Genomic DNA, 14170 nt, shown 5'->3' with positions numbered 1-14170 from the left:
TTTCCACCAGGCGCCACCGTCAACGTTCCACGTCCTCGAACCTGAATACAGGTCGGGCGAGATACTCTGCCAGCCGCATTCCCTTCCGGTCACGCTGCGAGAGGATTGGATCGGTCACGGGCCAGGGAACGCCGATGTCAGGATCGTTCCAGGCGATGACTCCTTCGGCAGATGGGGCATAGTATGTGCTGCACTTGTACTGAATCTCCGCCACATCGGAGAGCGTGAGAAATGCGTGGCCGAATCCGATTGGAACCAGTAACTGCAACATGTTGTCCGCTGTCAGTTCTACGGCATGCCAGCCCCCAAACGTGGGCGATCCAACCCGCAGATCGACAATCACGTCGAGAACGCTTCCCAACGTGCAACGCACCAGTTTAACCATCGGCGCGGTCATATCCTGATAGTGGAAACCGCGCAGCACATTCTTCACCGAGCGCGAGTGATTGTCCTGCACGAAACTGACCTCGATGCCGTGCGCAGCAAAATCGCGGTAGTTCCACGACTCCAGAAAAAAGCCGCGCTCATCACGAAAACAGACCGGCTCGATGATCACTGCGCCGGGCAATGGAGTTTTGTGAATGGTGAATTGCATGGTCGTGTGTTGCGTCCATCCTTCCCACTGTCAACCTGCAACATTCTGCCAGGACCCTTGAGGTCGTGCAACGTCGCAGCAGGGCGAACAGAACGATCCACAGCGTAGACCTCAACGATCAGGGGCATTTCAGCCTGCCACGCGCAGTCTTGCTACGTTCAACGCATAACGTGCCCATTCCCACCTTCAACCGTTCTCGCCCCTTGATCGACGCCGTTCGCCCACACTACTCCGATGTGTCCCACTTCTCCGCCAGAGCGACGAACAGGGCGAAGTCACGCAGTGTTGGCGCAATACTGGCCTGCAGAATGTCATAGTCGATCATTTCGTAGAAATGCACCAGAACATTGCGCATACCAGCCGCCTGCTGCAAACGCGCCGCCAGATCATCCGGCAGCAATCCCTCCTGCGCCGCCAGACGAAAGGCTTCCCTGTACGAGGTCGGCGCCCGCCCACACTCAGCGAGAATATGAAACAGCAAGTCCGCCGCTGCACCGACCAACAATTCCAGAATACGCTCGATGGTATAGTGGTGCGCTTCGATCCCGGCGCGGCTCATCTGTTCGAATGGCGCCAGATCACGCAGCAACTGCCGCAGGTATGCCAGTTTGCGCAGCAAGACGTCACGAGCCACGCAACACCTCATCAGCGTAGCGCCGCAGCGACTCGGCAAGAGCGCGGCGGAATGGAAGCGCGTCGTTGTACAGATGCCAGAGACGCGCCCGTTCCTGCATCCACAACCCACGATCACGTTCGTAGAGCAGTTGCCCGTCTCGTGCGATCTCCCACCCAAGCACCGGGTCAGTGGCGGGGGTTAGCAGCACCAGGCTGACGTGTGCGCTCAGCAGGTCCTCGAGTTCGACCTGCCAGGCAACGCGGTCGAGCGGCGCTGGCGGATGCACAGGCTTGAGCGCCAGATCGTAGTCGCTGTCAGGTCGCGCGCTTCTTCGCGCCCGTGAGCCAAACAACACACACAGCGCGATGCCTTGTGTTTTGCACCAGGACGCCAGCGCCTCGACGGGTAGCACTGCATTCATGGTCTCTCTTCCTCGCCGCGCAGACGGCGCAGTTCATCTTCCAGCGCATGCAGGCACGCTTCGACCTCCTGCCAGGCGCGTTCTGCTTCACGAGCAGCCCCCCGACGGGCGCGATTTGACGTCGGCGCGGACTGCTGCTTCCTGGCGAGCGCGTTCTGCTCATCGTCAAGCACGACGTTCAGCTCGTTGGGCACACTCTGAAACTTTCGCCGCCTGCCGCAGGATCGGTTTGGATGGCGTTGGTCATCAGCATCTCAGTATATCACACCAGTGAGCGTCGGACGAAAACCTGTACTGATACCACCTTGCGGTCAGTCAGACAAGATGTTCGCGCACCCGGTTCGCAAGGCATAATGATTCACAACGCGCACCGGCAGTCGTGTTGTGAACACTGTTGCGCCCTGGCATCAGCAGCCCCACCAGGGCTTCCATATCCTCAGCGAGGGCTTCAGCCCGCAGCACCCCGGCATCCCGCCGTGCGCACCGGCAGTCGTGTTGTGGACGCAGACTGCGCCCTGGCATCAGCAGCCCCACCAGGGCTTCCATATCCTCAGCGAGGGCTTCAGCCCGCAGCACCCCGGCAGTATTGTACGAATGACCGCGCATTAGTATGAGAACGTGAGCCTCACAGGGGCTTGCTTGCGCAATCGGCGCAACCGGTGTCATTGCAAGCGGTACGTTTGGCAGTGTCACGATACCCGTTTTCCCCTCATCTCTCCAACCCCCTTCTCTCACAAGCGATGCGCTGAGCATGACGAAGCGGGGAGAAGGGGCGATGGGGCGAGGCGACGCCTTGCCTGTACCGGCGTCCTCATGCCCGAAAGCGAGCGATGCAATCGAAGGGCGCCTCGTGGTTACGTTCCGTGCGCCTGTTCATACTCAATGACAGTGCGGATGATGTCATCAAGATCGAGGGTCGGACGGAAGCCGGTCAGCGCCGTGAGACGTGAAATGTCCGGCACACGACGTCGCATATCCTCGAACCCGGCTTCATAGGCGTGCTCATAGGGCACCAGCACAATCGGCGAGGAACTGTGCGCCAGGTGCACCACGCGCTGCGCCAGTTCGAGGATGCTCACTTCCTGTGGGTTGCCGACGTTGAAGATCGTGCCGATAGCGTCGGGATGGTCAAGCAGGGCAATCAGAGCGCGCACCGTGTCGCCAACATAGCAAAAGCAACGGGTCTGCTGACCGTCGCCGTAGACGCGCAGCGGCACATCGCGCAGCGCGGCGCGCACAAAACGTGGCAGCACCATGCCGTAGCGCCCTGTCTGCCGTGGACCGACGGTATTGAACAGGCGCGCGATAATCACCGGAAGGTCGCGCTCTTTGTAGTACGCCAGCGCCAGGAACTCATCGAGCAGTTTTGAACAGGCGTAACTCCAGCGCCCCATCGTCGAAGGACCGAGCACCAGGTCATCATCTTCGCGGAACGGCGCGCGCTCGCTTTTGCCGTACACTTCAGAAGTGCTGGCAAGCAGAACCGTCTTGCCCTTCTTCGCCGCCCAGCGCAGCACCAGTTCGGTGCCGTTCACATTGGTCTCAATCGTGCGCACCGGGCTTTGCACGATCAGTTGCACCCCGACTGCCGCCGCCAGATGCACAACCGCATCACTCTCGTCGATCAGTTCCGCCAGAACGGCTTCGTTAGCGATGGTATCGAGCGTATAACTGAAGTTCGGATGTCCTTTGAGGTGACGAATATTCGCCACTGCGCCGGTGGAGAGATCATCGATAATCGCCACCCGGTCGCCGCGCGCAATCAATGCGTCCGCCAGGTGCGAGCCAATGAACCCTGCGCCGCCGGTAATCAGAATGCTGCGTTGTGCCATGTACCGCCTTTAAGGGTTAGGGGTTGAGACAACCTTTCACTTTTCGCCTTCCTACCATCAACTCCTCTCGCTGCATGCCCCTCGCCTTGCTTCGCCTTCCTGACTGTAAACTTGCGCGCCACCAACGCGCGCGGGTCACGGACCCGGGGGCGGGTCTCACACTCGGGGGCGGGTCTGAGACCCGCCCCTACCCTGGCGTCTTGGCGGGCGCGTGGCGCGCCACCAACGCGCGCGGGTCATGGACCCGGGGGCGGCATTCAAATGGTGTCACCGCCGCGCTTCGATCAGGGTCATGATCGCCTGACGCACTCGCGCCATGCGCGCGTCCATCCCCTCTGGTCGCAGGTAGAGGTCTTCGCGGATACTGCCGATATCGCGGCGGATCTGTGCAATCGGATCGCGGTCAGCATCGGCAGCGCGCGTGTACGCCTGCGCAAGGGCATCATCGATGGCGGTTAGAATCTGCTCGACGCGGGCAAAATCGTTCACGCGCAACGACGCTTCGGCGTCTGCCAGATGATTGAGCGCGCGCATCAGATACATCGCCGCCCACAAGCGATCATCCTGAGCGCGCAGATCGATCACCTCCTGGCGAGTCAGCGCAGCGGCAAGCGGCGCTTCGGTTGGCTGCGGCGAAGGCACAGCGCCGGCAGTAGGCAACGTATCAGCGGTTGGCAGCAGTGAAGGCGCCGGGATGATTGATGTCCCCTGTACCGCCGGCTGAACTGCATCGTGGGTGACCGACGGAAGGAAGCGCTGAATACCCAATGTCAGCACAACAGCAACAAGCGCAGTGATTGCGTGGGGCAACGCCGCCCGCAGCAGACGCACCGCCTGAGATGCACCCGATGGCGGAGAAACATCAGGTCCCGAACTCGTAACAGACTCAGACACGAATACCGCATTACTTCTCGATCTGCGCCGTCAGCAGAATAGCCTGCGCAATTTCGCGCATCGACTTGCGCGTATTCATGGAGAGTTGCTGGATCTTGCGGAACGCCTCATGCTCCTTGAGACCCTGCGTATCCATCAGCACGCCCTTGGCGCGCTCGACCAGCTTGCGCGTCTCCAGTGTTTCTTTCAGATCGTTGATCTGTTTGTCCATCTCGCGGAACTCGTTGTACCGCGCCAGCGCGATCTCGATCGCGGGAAGCAGTTCACCTTCGTGAAACGGCTTGACCACATAGTTGACGACGCCCGCCTCGCGTGCGCGATCAACCAGTTCCCGATCCGAATAGGCGGTCAGCAACAGTACCGGAGCAATCTTCTCTTCGGTCAGTACTTTGGCAGCCTGAATGCCGTCGAGTTTGGGCATTCGGATGTCCATGATCACCAGATCAGGGCGTAATTCGCGCGCCAGATTGATGACGCTAACGCCATCGCCTGCCTCGCCAACCACCAGATACCCCAAACCGACCAGCGTCTCCTTCAAGTGCATACGAATGATCGACTCATCATCCGCAATCACCAGGCGTAGCTGCTGGGACATAGGTCCTCTCCTCTATGCTAGAAACCGCTGTCTGCGCAAAGGGAGGCAGCCAGCATTTGTCAAACAATTGCAACGATACAGTACAATGTCAGAGTATAGCATAAGGCAAGAGCAACGGTCAAGAATTGCGATAGCGTCAATCCTGGGGCATGATATACTGAAAGACACGTTGTTGAGGGAACAATAATGAGTCCACTTCCTGAAGATCTCGATCTGACTGTACTCCGACGCCAGCTCGACACGCGTGTCATCGGCGCCATGTTTATGCGCTATGAACGGGTGACGTCAACGAACGACATCGCCAGGGAGCGTGCGCGCAACGGCTACCCCGAAGGACTGGTCGTGCTGACGGAAGAACAGTCAGCAGGGCGTGGCCGCCTCGGACGAAACTGGGTGTCGGCATATGGCGATGCGTTGCTGCTGTCGATCCTGTTGCGCCCAACCTGGCTGCCGCCCGCCGAGGCGTTCTCGCTCACGATGATGGCCGGTGTTGCGCTGTGCGAGGCGGTCGAGCAGATTGCTTCCGTGCGCGCACACCTCAAGTGGCCTAATGACCTCGTGTTATTTGTCGATGGTGAATGGCGCAAAAGTGCCGGTATTTTAACAGAGGTGAGTGTTGCCAGTGACATGATCGAGTGGGCTGTCGTCGGAATTGGGGTGAATGTCAATCAGGCGCCGGCCAGCACGGTCAACGGGCGCAACCTGCACCAGACAGCGACGTGCATCAGTGCGGCGGCAGGTCAGCGCATCTCCCGTTCCGCCCTGCTCGAAGCATTATTAGCAACGTTCGATGAACGCTACGCGCAGCTTCAATCAGGTGAGCGCGGACTGCTCTTTACCGACTGGCGCGCGCGCCTGGCGCGCATAGGTGAACCGGTAACGGTCATGTTGCCCGGCGGCGAATTGTGCGGCATCGCAGAAGATGTCGCACCAGACGGCGCCTTGTTGCTACGTGACGATGCTGGCGTTCTCCACACGGTGCACACTGGAGACGTGGGCTTTTGACCATTCCGACCCCTCCGAATGGCCCGGCAACGTTCGTCGGGGCAGGTCTGAGACGTGCCCCGACATCCCTCAACGGATTGGCAGCAACCAGGCGCCCCCGAAATCCGTCACGTACCGGTGCGACCACCAACCGTCGATTGTGCACTGGAGGAATCGTCAGCACGACGCCGGAAACGGTTGGTGCCGGGGATTGGCTCCATCACCACCCTTGGAAGCGGTACAAACAGCAGATCGAGCGCTTCCCGGATGGTAACCTGGTCATTTGCCAGTGCATATATTCTGGCAATCCGCAGCGCCGTTCGCTTGCTGGTGCGTCCTACCCGCAGAACCCGCATATAGGTGGCATACGGCAAACCGGTGAGCCGACAGAATTCACCCGTCGTTGGAGCGATGGCGGCAATGCGTTCTGCAAAATCAGGACGCGGCGCATAGGTCTGTGCAAGTTCGTATGGGTGTGGCATGGTTCCCACGCGCTTTTCATCACAAGAACGAAATGTTACGATCAGGCGACAAACTTATACCCCAGATTACGCACGGTGATAATATGACGCGGCGATTCGCTGTCGGGCTCAATCTTGGCGCGTAACCGGCGAACATAGACGGCGACCAGATTGCTTTCGCCTTCATAGTCGTATCCCCATACCTTGCTGAGAATCTGGCTGGGACTCAATACACGCCCTGAGTTCTGCATCAGGTAGTAGAGCAGGCGAAATTCAATCGGAGTAAGCACAACGCTGCGACCATCTTCGAAGAGTACGGTATGCTCGATCGGGTCGAGCGTCAGTGGTCCCTGCGAAATGCGCGTCACCGGGTTGACCATATCGCTGTTGCGCCGCCGTAGCACCGCTTCGACGCGCGCCAGCAACTCGGCCGGTTCGAACGGTTTCACCAGATAATCGTCACCGCCGATCTGCAAACCGGTCACGCGATCCTGCAATTGTCCGCTGCCGGTGACGAAAATAATCGGTACGTCCGACATCCGGCGGATCTGGCGGCAGATGTCGAAGCCGCTCATCTTCGGCATACCTACATCGAGCAACACCAGATCGGGTGAGCGTTGTTCGATCGCCTGCAACACGCCAGTTGCGTCGTAGGCTTTAATGACTCTGTATCCGGCATCTTCGAGCAGAAAGGACGTGAGTTTGACGCTCGCCAGATCATCGTCAGCGACCACGATCTCCATTAGATTCTCCTTACGCTATCCAACTACGGTCTCTCTCAAGAGATAATCGCCGTATCGAGATTCAGTATACGGCGGTGTATTACCAAAACATTACAAAGGTGTCATCTACGACCACGTTTACAGGAGCACAACCCATGGACAATGCAACCAGAGGGCGCACACGGCGCAACCGGCGCCCAACCGAAGACGAGCGATTGCTGGCGCGCCCGCGCGCCAATACCGATTTTCTCAGCTCTGACACCTGGCGCGTGCTGCGCATTATGGGGGAGTTCGTCGATGGCTTCGAAGCGCTGGCGGATGTCGGTCCGGCCGTCACCATTTTCGGTTCAGCGCGAGTCGGCGCTGATGACCCGCTGTATCAGACAGCGGTTGATGTGGCGCGAACACTTGGCGAAGCGGGATTTACCATCATTACCGGCGGCGGACCTGGCATCATGGAGGCGGGGAACCGCGGTGCACGCGAAGCCGGGGCGCGCTCGGTCGGTCTCAACATCGAACTCCCCTTCGAGCAGCACCTCAATCCGTATGTCGATACATCGGTGACGTTTCGCTACTTTTTTGTGCGAAAGATGATGCTCGTCAAGTACGCGCAAGCGTTCGTTATTTTTCCCGGCGGCTTCGGGACGCTCGATGAACTGTTCGAGGCGCTGACCCTGGTGCAGACCGGAAAGGTGCGCAATTTTCCGATCATCCTGTTCGGCAGCGCCTACTGGGGCGGCCTGCTGACCTGGCTGCGCGAAACGGTGCTGCCTGCGCGCAAAATCGCAGCCGCCGACGTCGATCTGCTGATCATCAGCGACTCGATCGAGGATGTGCGCGACCTGATTGTACGATCGACGTATGATGCGCAGTGGCGCGCCGGAACCGAGGCGGCGGCGCACGAAGTCACCCGTCGCGTGTTGGAACGACGATCTGAATGAGGTGAAACTGCCTGACCCTTGAGGTCTCTACCGAGATCTCATCTCTGCACGGGAACGTCATCGGCGGAATGATTTCCGCCTCTGGTTCAGACGCGGCTTGACCTCAAGGGTCTTGACGGAAGAACGTCACCTTCACCCTACGTCTACCACCAGACGAACGCCCAGCCGCTCATAGATCGCCTGCGCCAGCGGCCAGGCATCTGGCGTGATCACCGGGCGATGGTCAACGATATCGACTGCCAGCCCATGCAGGAGACGACGATGCGGCAACGGCAGCGGCTGCGGCGGCAGCGCGATGCGCTCCCCAGTGCGTTGCGCCGCCAGGGTTGGCTTCATTGCCTGCGCATACCCGCAAAGCAGCGCTTCGGTCTCATTGATCGCGCGCAGCGTCGCGCCTGCGGCAACCTGCGCATAGCGCGGCACACCACGCCCCCGCCGCCGCCGGATGACCTGTCCCTGATGCACGACGCATCCATCGAGGCCGTTGCGCGTTTCGACCGGCGCAGCAACCCAGTCCAGGCGCTGAGCATCAAAGACACTCCATCGCTCGCCATCGGGCAGCGGATGCCAGGAAGCGCTTCCCCACGGCTGCCGTGGCGGCAGCGGAGGCAGTGCGCGAATACGGTCTTCAAGGGTGCGCACTCGAAAGCCGCGCTCACGCAGCCGCGCCAGCAACCCCTCACGTCGCCAGGAGCGGAGCGTGAACCAGCGCCCCTCCAGGTCGCCCTCGCGCTTCAGCAATGTATTGGCGCGCGGATCGCGCACCATGAACCGCCCCGGCGCGATTTCATCAATGTCATACGGTTGGTCGGCAGATTTCATACGCCACGTAACGGTGCTGTTATTCACCTTCGTTTGAACCGGTCACAACGATATTGGCAACGTTTGCCTCACCATAGCGATGATCGGCAGCGATCAGATCATGGCGGATCTGCGCCATTTCGACGAGATGCGCTCGTTCGTGCGAAATGAGCCAGTTCGCCTGGTGGAGCAGATTGATGACGCCGTACACCTCATGGCGACCTTCACGACGCCAGGCGGCGCTGGTCAACCCGCGCAACAGATTCAACGTCTGCGTGCGCGTCGTATGGTAGGCGTCGAGCACGGCGTCAACCGGCTGATCGCGGTATACCGCCGCCGATTCGAGCGCCGGCGGATGCGCAGGCGAAAGCGTCGGTTGATTGGTTTCGAGGAGCAACCAGGCGCGCTGACGAAAGACGGCGTCCATATCGGCGAGATGACCGATCAACTCCTTCAATGATGGCTTGGCGTCGTTCAGGCGACGCGAAAGCGGGTCGTCGTCGAGGCCCGCCACAAGCGCACGCAGCGCATCCTCCGTCTGCTCCAGAAACGCCATGATCGCGTGCGGTCCGAGCGTGCCCATGGCTTCGATGGCACGAAATGCCTTGTGCGCTTCGGGGACTGTGCCGCAGTTCCGGCAAGCGCCTTCGAGCTTGCCTTCACAGATCTCGCCGCATGTCGTGCAGACGAACAGATCACCGAGTTCACTGGCGCGCAGATCGCGCCCCTCGCCAATGGCGCACTGCGCTCGTGCAAGCAATTCCCGCGCAAACGGCGTTACGTCGGTGATTCGATCAGCCCCGATGTCGCCGATCACTGCACCAGAAAACGCGCTGGCGACATTCTCCGCCGTCGAGCGCACCCAACCCAGACGACGAAACGCATGCCCGGCGCGCAATGTTGAAACGTCGCTCCCGGCGCGCATGCTCCGCCCACAGATGATACGCAACATGCCCCATGCTCGCCAGGGCGAATATCTGGCGCGCTTCGTGCTCGGAGTCGGTCATATGGCAATAGCCCAGGTTCGTACACCGGAATTGTCCAGTATGCATTGTACCTCATCTCCGGCAGCATGGCGCCCCCGATCGAGGGCAAAAGAGGGTCCAGGCATGAATTGTCAGGCGGCAAGAAAACGCGTCCCTGCTGCGCTGCACCTGGGCTGGCGACCGAAGCCGCGCCGGGGAGGCGTTCCGCCGGGCGTCCACCTGCGTGGACGCCGCCGTTCCCGTCCGCGCAGGCGGACGGTCGGCCGCAGGACCACCAGGGGCGATTTCAATCGCTGGCAGCCACAGCGTCGTTTCTTGACAAATCATGCCTGCACCCGTCAAAAGAAGATAAGCGCCGCGCTGCCGAAGGCAAAAAGAGCCGTCACGCGGCTCGTCTGCGAGGCGACCGCGTCACTCCTGCCAATCCATGACCGCACCCCAATACCGGGTATAATGAGCCGGCAACTCGAACCTGGCAATACCCGGCTATTGTGCATTCCATCAGATGGCGAACAGCGCCGTAAGATGCGGAATGCCAGAAGTTCCACTATGCGCGTTGCGCTCATCCACGACTATCTCAACCAGTATGGCGGCGCCGAGCGGGTGCTCGATGCACTGCACGATCTGTTTCCCGCAGCGCCGATCTATACGTCGATCTACGATCCGGATGCCATGCCCCCCGCCTGCCGCACGTGGGACATTCGCCCGTCCTGGATGCAGCGCCTCCCTGCCTGGCGTCGCCTGTTTCGTGCGTATGTGCTCCTCTACCCGCTGGCGTTCGAGAGTTTTGATCTGAGCGCCTACGACCTGCTGATCAGCAGCAGCAGCGCTTTTGCCAAAGGGATTATCCCGCGACCAGGTTGCGTCCACATATGCTACTGCCATACGCCGATGCGCTTCGCCTGGCGTACATCGGATTACCTTGCGCGCGAAGAGTTCGGCGCTGCGCGACAGGCGGCATTGACCCTGCCGCTAGCGCTGTTGCGCATGTGGGATGTCGTATCGGCGCAGCGGGTAGACGCCTTCATCGCCAACTCGCGCGTTGTCGCACAACGCATCTGGCGCTACTACCGGCGTGAAGCGGTCGTCATTCCGCCGCCGGTGGAGCTCCCGCCGTGGTGCGAAACGCCGCCGGGCGCCTATTTCCTGGCAGGCGGGCGTCTGATCCCCTACAAACGGCTCGACCTTGCGGTTCAGGCATGCACGCGGCTGGGGCTGCCGCTCAAAATCTTTGGCGATGGTCGGGATCGCGCGCGGTTGCAGGCAATGGCAGGACCGACCATCGAGTTCCTGGGGCGCGTGAGCGAAGGGGAACTTCGTGCGCTCTTCGCCGGTTGTCGCGCTTTCATCTTCCCCGGCGAGGAAGATTTTGGCATTGCGCCGCTCGAAGCCATGGCCGCCGGACGACCGGTGATTGCGTATGCAGCCGGAGGCGCCCTGGAAACGGTCGTTGAGGGGGTAACCGGGCGATTCTTCCGCGTGCAGACGGTCGAGGCGCTGATAGACGCGCTCGTCGCAACGTTCACAGAACGGTACGATGCACACATTATCCGCCGTCACGCCGAACAGTTTGGCCGGGAAACATTCGTGGAACGGATGCGGTCGTTCATTGGAGCGCACATTGAAAGCGGGAAAGCGGAAGGTTGCGCCTCGTAGGGGCGCGCCGCCAGCGCCCCCACACACCGGTGGCGCCCCCACGCGCCACCGGCGCCCCCCCTGCCCTCCGCATGCGGGGGGGCAGGGGGGCAGAGGCAGGGGGTCGTTGAGCGGGGCTTCGCCTGGATAGCGCGCGTTCGCCGGCTGGCACGCAATGATGAACGGTTGCCGGAGACCGTGGCGGGATGGCATGGTCTGGCCTGTGCGCTGCGTGCGGTGAGCGCAGTCGAACCGCTCATGCTGAAGCGATGCGCTGAGCATGCCGAAGCGCGATGCGCTGAGCGGGTCGAAGCGCGATGCGCTGAGCGGGTCGAAGCGTGGTTCATTCCCGTTATGGTCGAAAGTACATAACAGGCTCTAGAGTAAGGGTAACTCTACAAACCTGGGAGCGAGGGTGCCCCGCCATCGTCAGTATTCGAGGGCAAGATGCCCTCGCTCCCGGGAATGAAGTGTGAACATGTACCAGTCGTTCTTGGTTTTCGGTTCTCAGTTCTTGGTTCTCGGTTCTCAGTTCTCGGTTCTCGGTTCTCAGTTCTTGGTTCTCGGTTCTCAATTCTTGGTTCTCGGTTCTCAGTTCTTGGTTCTCGGTTCTCAGTTCTCATGACCATTCCCACATACATCACCATCCTGCATCACCGCTGGCTGCTGGTCATCGCACCGGCCATCATCGCCGCCGTGCTCAGTCTGGGACTGGCGCTGCTCGAACCGCCGCACTACCGGTCGTCCGCCAGCCTGTTGATCACGCGCAGCGAGGACCGGCGTTTTGACACCGAAGACGCTCTGGCGTATGATCTTCCTGCAATCGTGCAGGGCGTACCGTTCAGCGCCGAAGTCAGCAGCGCACTGGCGCGCGCCGGCATATCGCTTCCGCCCGATCAGGTGCGTGCGTCGCTTGGTGCGTCGAATCAGCGGCGGGTGGTGCAAATATGGGCGGAAACCGATGATCCGGCGCTTTCCGAAGCGCTGATAACCATTGCCGTCGAACTGGTTCAACAACGCGGGCTGGCGTTGTGGGGCGATCCGGCAGCAACACCGGAATATCCGCTGGTCAACGTGGTTGTGCTCGAATCGCCTGGTCCGGCAACACGAACGAATGGTTGGACCACAGCACTCATGACGGCAATGCTCCGTGGGCTTGCCGGCTTGCTGGCAGGCGCATTACTGGCACTTGGAATGCACTATTGGGAAACGTCGCGCGCCCTGCCATTGCGCGAAGGAGGATAACATGCAACTTACGGATTACCTGGCTGTGCTGCGTCGCCGCTGGTGGATCATCGGCCTGACAGCAATTGTTGCGGTTGCCAGCGCCCTGATATTCAGCCGTCTCCAGGAGCGTGTGTATCGCTCCGAGGCGAGTTATCTGGTTGTGCCGAACCGGATCGACAACGGCCTGTCGATTGTGCTGCAGAACAGCATGAGCAGTTTCCGCGAGATGGCGCTGGCGCGACCGCAGTTGCAGAAGATCAGCGACGAACTGCAACTCGACCGGACGCCAGAGTGGTTACTGAGGCGTGTCGCCATTCAGCCGCGCCCCGACGAGCGCAAAATGATCGTGCAGGTCGATTATCCTGATCCGGCAACAGCGCAGCGGCTGGCAGACGCCATTGGCAACAACATGGTGGCGCTGGTCAGCGCGCGCAACAACTTCCTCGAAGGAACCGACCGGATTAGCATGACCGTACTCGAACCGGCAACACCGCCAGTGCTGCATCGTCCGCAGACCCGTGTCAACATGCTCGCCGGGGCGGTGCTTGGGCTGGTGCTGGGCATCCTGCTAGCATTCATACTCGAAGCCCTCGACGACACCATCAAAACGCCGAACGATGTCGAACGCCATGTGCAACTGGCGACGCTGGGGGCCATCCCTGCGACCGGCAGCGATACTCGCAGCATCGCGCTGGCGACAAAACGGTGAATGAGACAAAGCAGTGAATGAAAAGAACACAAGGGAGATGAGTCAGACGAACGGATACGTTGATTCTCCGCTTATTGCCCTGCGCGATCCACGATCAGCAGCAGCGGAAGCCTACCGGACGTTACGCACCAATATTCAGTTCTCCAGCCTCGACAAGCCGCTGCATACCCTGCTGGCGACGAGCACTGCACCCGATGAGGGGAAGTCCACAACGCTGGCGAATCTGGCGGTGACCATCGCACAGGCGGAGCAGCGCGTCATTCTGGTGGACTGCGACCTGCGTCGGCCATCATTGCATACCCTGTTCGGCTTGTCGAACGATGTCGGACTGACGAATATGATCCTGGCGCAGGACGATGCACCGCCGCCGCTGCAAGAGACAGGCGTGCCAGGGCTGAGCCTGCTGGCGAGCGGTCCGCTGCCGCCGCGCCCCGCCGACATTCTTGGTTCGCGGCGCATGGAAGCGGTGATTCAGCGCTTGCGCAGCATGGCGGATATGGTGCTCTTCGACACGCCTCCTGTTATTGCCGTGACCGATGCAGCCGTGCTGGCAACACGCGTCGACGGCGTGCTGCTGGTAATCGAGGCAGGGCGAACACGGCGCGAGCGGGCGCGGCGGGCGCGCGAAATCCTGGAAAAGGTCAAAGCCAACATCATTGGCGTGGTGCTCAATGGGGCGCGTTTCGATGGTGAATACGGATACTATGGGTAAGGGTCTGTTGCCCGACTTCACGCCCTGTGATACAATAGC

The 14170-nt window shown here is 60.6% G+C and carries 20 protein-coding genes; 7 read left to right on the top strand and 13 right to left on the bottom strand.

The features are described 5' to 3' along the window. Positions 1 to 19: 19 nt before the first annotated feature. From rfbC to AC3EA7_RS17930, 8 genes are all read right to left on the bottom strand, one after another. On the bottom strand, positions 20 to 595 hold the full coding sequence (gene rfbC, locus AC3EA7_RS17965) for a dTDP-4-dehydrorhamnose 3,5-epimerase (RefSeq protein ID WP_488615443.1): 576 nt from the start codon (positions 593 to 595) through the stop codon (positions 20 to 22). A 226-nt stretch (positions 596 to 821) separates the two neighbouring features. Continuing rightward, a complete protein-coding gene (gene hepT, locus AC3EA7_RS17960; protein ID WP_488615442.1) occupies positions 822 to 1229 on the bottom strand; it encodes a type VII toxin-antitoxin system HepT family RNase toxin in 408 nt (135 codons plus the stop codon). Beyond that, positions 1219 to 1632 carry a type VII toxin-antitoxin system MntA family adenylyltransferase antitoxin gene (mntA, locus tag AC3EA7_RS17955; protein ID WP_488615441.1) on the bottom strand — a complete coding sequence of 138 codons (414 nt, stop codon included), beginning with the start codon at positions 1630 to 1632 and terminating at the stop codon, positions 1219 to 1221. Before mntA ends, hepT begins: the two co-directional genes overlap by 11 nt. Next, positions 1629 to 1826 (bottom strand): hypothetical protein, encoded by a 198-nt coding sequence (locus AC3EA7_RS17950; RefSeq protein ID WP_488615440.1) that lies wholly within the window; start codon positions 1824 to 1826, stop codon positions 1629 to 1631. Before AC3EA7_RS17950 ends, mntA begins: the two co-directional genes overlap by 4 nt. A gap of 121 nt (positions 1827 to 1947) precedes the next feature. Further along, the gene (locus AC3EA7_RS17945) at positions 1948 to 2325 is read right to left on the bottom strand and encodes a hypothetical protein (protein WP_488615439.1); all 378 of its coding nucleotides are present in this window, start codon (positions 2323 to 2325) and stop codon (positions 1948 to 1950) included. A 161-nt stretch (positions 2326 to 2486) separates the two neighbouring features. Then, positions 2487 to 3464, bottom strand: a complete 978-nt coding sequence (locus tag AC3EA7_RS17940) for an NAD-dependent epimerase/dehydratase family protein (RefSeq protein WP_488615438.1) — start codon at positions 3462 to 3464, stop codon at positions 2487 to 2489. 267 nt (positions 3465 to 3731) lie between these two features. Continuing rightward, positions 3732 to 4358 carry a hypothetical protein gene (locus AC3EA7_RS17935; protein ID WP_488615437.1) on the bottom strand — a complete coding sequence of 209 codons (627 nt, stop codon included), beginning with the start codon at positions 4356 to 4358 and terminating at the stop codon, positions 3732 to 3734. Between the two features lie 10 nt (positions 4359 to 4368). Continuing rightward, complete coding sequence (locus tag AC3EA7_RS17930; RefSeq protein WP_488615436.1) at positions 4369 to 4953, bottom strand: ANTAR domain-containing response regulator; 585 nt, start codon at positions 4951 to 4953, stop codon at positions 4369 to 4371. Positions 4954 to 5139: 186 nt separating this feature from the next. On the opposite strand from AC3EA7_RS17930, the gene AC3EA7_RS17925 reads away from it, so the two are divergent. Next, positions 5140 to 5958 carry a biotin--[acetyl-CoA-carboxylase] ligase gene (locus AC3EA7_RS17925; RefSeq protein ID WP_488615435.1) on the top strand — a complete coding sequence of 273 codons (819 nt, stop codon included), beginning with the start codon at positions 5140 to 5142 and terminating at the stop codon, positions 5956 to 5958. Positions 5959 to 6065: 107 nt separating this feature from the next. Here the strand turns inward: AC3EA7_RS17925 and AC3EA7_RS17920 are convergent, their stop codons facing one another. Both AC3EA7_RS17920 and AC3EA7_RS17915 read right to left on the bottom strand, forming a co-directional pair. Beyond that, positions 6066 to 6419 carry a hypothetical protein gene (locus tag AC3EA7_RS17920; protein WP_488615434.1) on the bottom strand — a complete coding sequence of 118 codons (354 nt, stop codon included), beginning with the start codon at positions 6417 to 6419 and terminating at the stop codon, positions 6066 to 6068. A 41-nt stretch (positions 6420 to 6460) separates the two neighbouring features. Next, positions 6461 to 7141 carry a response regulator transcription factor gene (locus tag AC3EA7_RS17915; protein ID WP_488615433.1) on the bottom strand — a complete coding sequence of 227 codons (681 nt, stop codon included), beginning with the start codon at positions 7139 to 7141 and terminating at the stop codon, positions 6461 to 6463. Between the two features lie 134 nt (positions 7142 to 7275). Here AC3EA7_RS17915 and AC3EA7_RS17910 point away from each other — a divergent pair, with 134 nt between their 5' ends. Continuing rightward, entirely contained in the window at positions 7276 to 8061 is a 786-nt protein-coding gene (locus AC3EA7_RS17910; protein WP_488615432.1) for an LOG family protein, read from the top strand. Positions 8062 to 8193: 132 nt separating this feature from the next. On the opposite strand, the gene AC3EA7_RS17905 is transcribed toward AC3EA7_RS17910, so the two are convergent. After that, positions 8194 to 8883, bottom strand: coding sequence for a hypothetical protein (locus tag AC3EA7_RS17905; protein WP_488615431.1), 690 nt, complete (start codon positions 8881 to 8883; stop codon positions 8194 to 8196). Between the two features lie 19 nt (positions 8884 to 8902). Then, positions 8903 to 9814, bottom strand: a complete 912-nt coding sequence (locus AC3EA7_RS17900; protein ID WP_488615430.1) for a DinB family protein — start codon at positions 9812 to 9814, stop codon at positions 8903 to 8905. A gap of 583 nt (positions 9815 to 10397) precedes the next feature. Here AC3EA7_RS17900 and AC3EA7_RS17895 point away from each other — a divergent pair. Further along, positions 10398 to 11504, top strand: coding sequence for a glycosyltransferase (locus AC3EA7_RS17895; protein ID WP_488615429.1), 1107 nt, complete (start codon positions 10398 to 10400; stop codon positions 11502 to 11504). Between the two features lie 165 nt (positions 11505 to 11669). Continuing rightward, a complete protein-coding gene (locus tag AC3EA7_RS17890; protein WP_488615428.1) occupies positions 11670 to 11855 on the top strand; it encodes a hypothetical protein in 186 nt (61 codons plus the stop codon). Here AC3EA7_RS17890 and AC3EA7_RS17885 read toward each other — a convergent pair. Beyond that, positions 11836 to 12099 carry a hypothetical protein gene (locus AC3EA7_RS17885; RefSeq protein WP_488615459.1) on the bottom strand — a complete coding sequence of 88 codons (264 nt, stop codon included), beginning with the start codon at positions 12097 to 12099 and terminating at the stop codon, positions 11836 to 11838. The genes AC3EA7_RS17890 and AC3EA7_RS17885 overlap by 20 nt on opposite strands. A gap of 5 nt (positions 12100 to 12104) precedes the next feature. On the opposite strand from AC3EA7_RS17885, the gene AC3EA7_RS17880 reads away from it, so the two are divergent. The 3 genes from AC3EA7_RS17880 to AC3EA7_RS17870 are packed head-to-tail and all read left to right on the top strand — an operon-like array spanning position 12105 to position 14131. Then, complete coding sequence (locus AC3EA7_RS17880; protein WP_488615427.1) at positions 12105 to 12728, top strand: YveK family protein; 624 nt, start codon at positions 12105 to 12107, stop codon at positions 12726 to 12728. A 1-nt stretch (position 12729) separates the two neighbouring features. Next, a complete protein-coding gene (locus AC3EA7_RS17875; RefSeq protein WP_488615426.1) occupies positions 12730 to 13419 on the top strand; it encodes a YveK family protein in 690 nt (229 codons plus the stop codon). 37 nt (positions 13420 to 13456) lie between these two features. Beyond that, positions 13457 to 14131 (top strand): CpsD/CapB family tyrosine-protein kinase, encoded by a 675-nt coding sequence (locus AC3EA7_RS17870; protein ID WP_488615425.1) that lies wholly within the window; start codon positions 13457 to 13459, stop codon positions 14129 to 14131. Positions 14132 to 14170 lie beyond the last annotated feature (39 nt).

This window comes from Roseiflexus sp. (assembly GCF_057785375.1).
This window is presented reverse-complemented; position numbering and strand designations above follow the sequence as displayed.

What these genes read in the sequence shown, in the direction of transcription:
- rfbC (WP_488615443.1), bottom strand. Translation starts at nt 595, where the DNA reads ATGCAATTCACCATTCACAAAACTCCATTGCCCGGCGCAGTGATCATC.
- mntA (WP_488615441.1), bottom strand. Translation starts at nt 1,632, where the DNA reads ATGAATGCAGTGCTACCCGTCGAGGCGCTGGCGTCCTGGTGCAAAACA.
- AC3EA7_RS17940 (WP_488615438.1), bottom strand. Translation starts at nt 3,464, where the DNA reads ATGGCACAACGCAGCATTCTGATTACCGGCGGCGCAGGGTTCATTGGC.
- AC3EA7_RS17930 (WP_488615436.1), bottom strand. Translation starts at nt 4,953, where the DNA reads ATGTCCCAGCAGCTACGCCTGGTGATTGCGGATGATGAGTCGATCATT.
- AC3EA7_RS17925 (WP_488615435.1), top strand. Translation starts at nt 5,140, where the DNA reads ATGAGTCCACTTCCTGAAGATCTCGATCTGACTGTACTCCGACGCCAG.
- AC3EA7_RS17920 (WP_488615434.1), bottom strand. Translation starts at nt 6,419, where the DNA reads ATGCCACACCCATACGAACTTGCACAGACCTATGCGCCGCGTCCTGAT.
- AC3EA7_RS17915 (WP_488615433.1), bottom strand. Translation starts at nt 7,141, where the DNA reads ATGGAGATCGTGGTCGCTGACGATGATCTGGCGAGCGTCAAACTCACG.
- AC3EA7_RS17910 (WP_488615432.1), top strand. Translation starts at nt 7,276, where the DNA reads ATGGACAATGCAACCAGAGGGCGCACACGGCGCAACCGGCGCCCAACC.
- AC3EA7_RS17905 (WP_488615431.1), bottom strand. Translation starts at nt 8,883, where the DNA reads ATGAAATCTGCCGACCAACCGTATGACATTGATGAAATCGCGCCGGGG.
- AC3EA7_RS17900 (WP_488615430.1), bottom strand. Translation starts at nt 9,814, where the DNA reads ATGTTGCGTATCATCTGTGGGCGGAGCATGCGCGCCGGGAGCGACGTT.
- AC3EA7_RS17895 (WP_488615429.1), top strand. Translation starts at nt 10,398, where the DNA reads ATGCGCGTTGCGCTCATCCACGACTATCTCAACCAGTATGGCGGCGCC.
- AC3EA7_RS17880 (WP_488615427.1), top strand. Translation starts at nt 12,105, where the DNA reads ATGACCATTCCCACATACATCACCATCCTGCATCACCGCTGGCTGCTG.
- AC3EA7_RS17875 (WP_488615426.1), top strand. Translation starts at nt 12,730, where the DNA reads ATGCAACTTACGGATTACCTGGCTGTGCTGCGTCGCCGCTGGTGGATC.
- AC3EA7_RS17870 (WP_488615425.1), top strand. Translation starts at nt 13,457, where the DNA reads ATGAGTCAGACGAACGGATACGTTGATTCTCCGCTTATTGCCCTGCGC.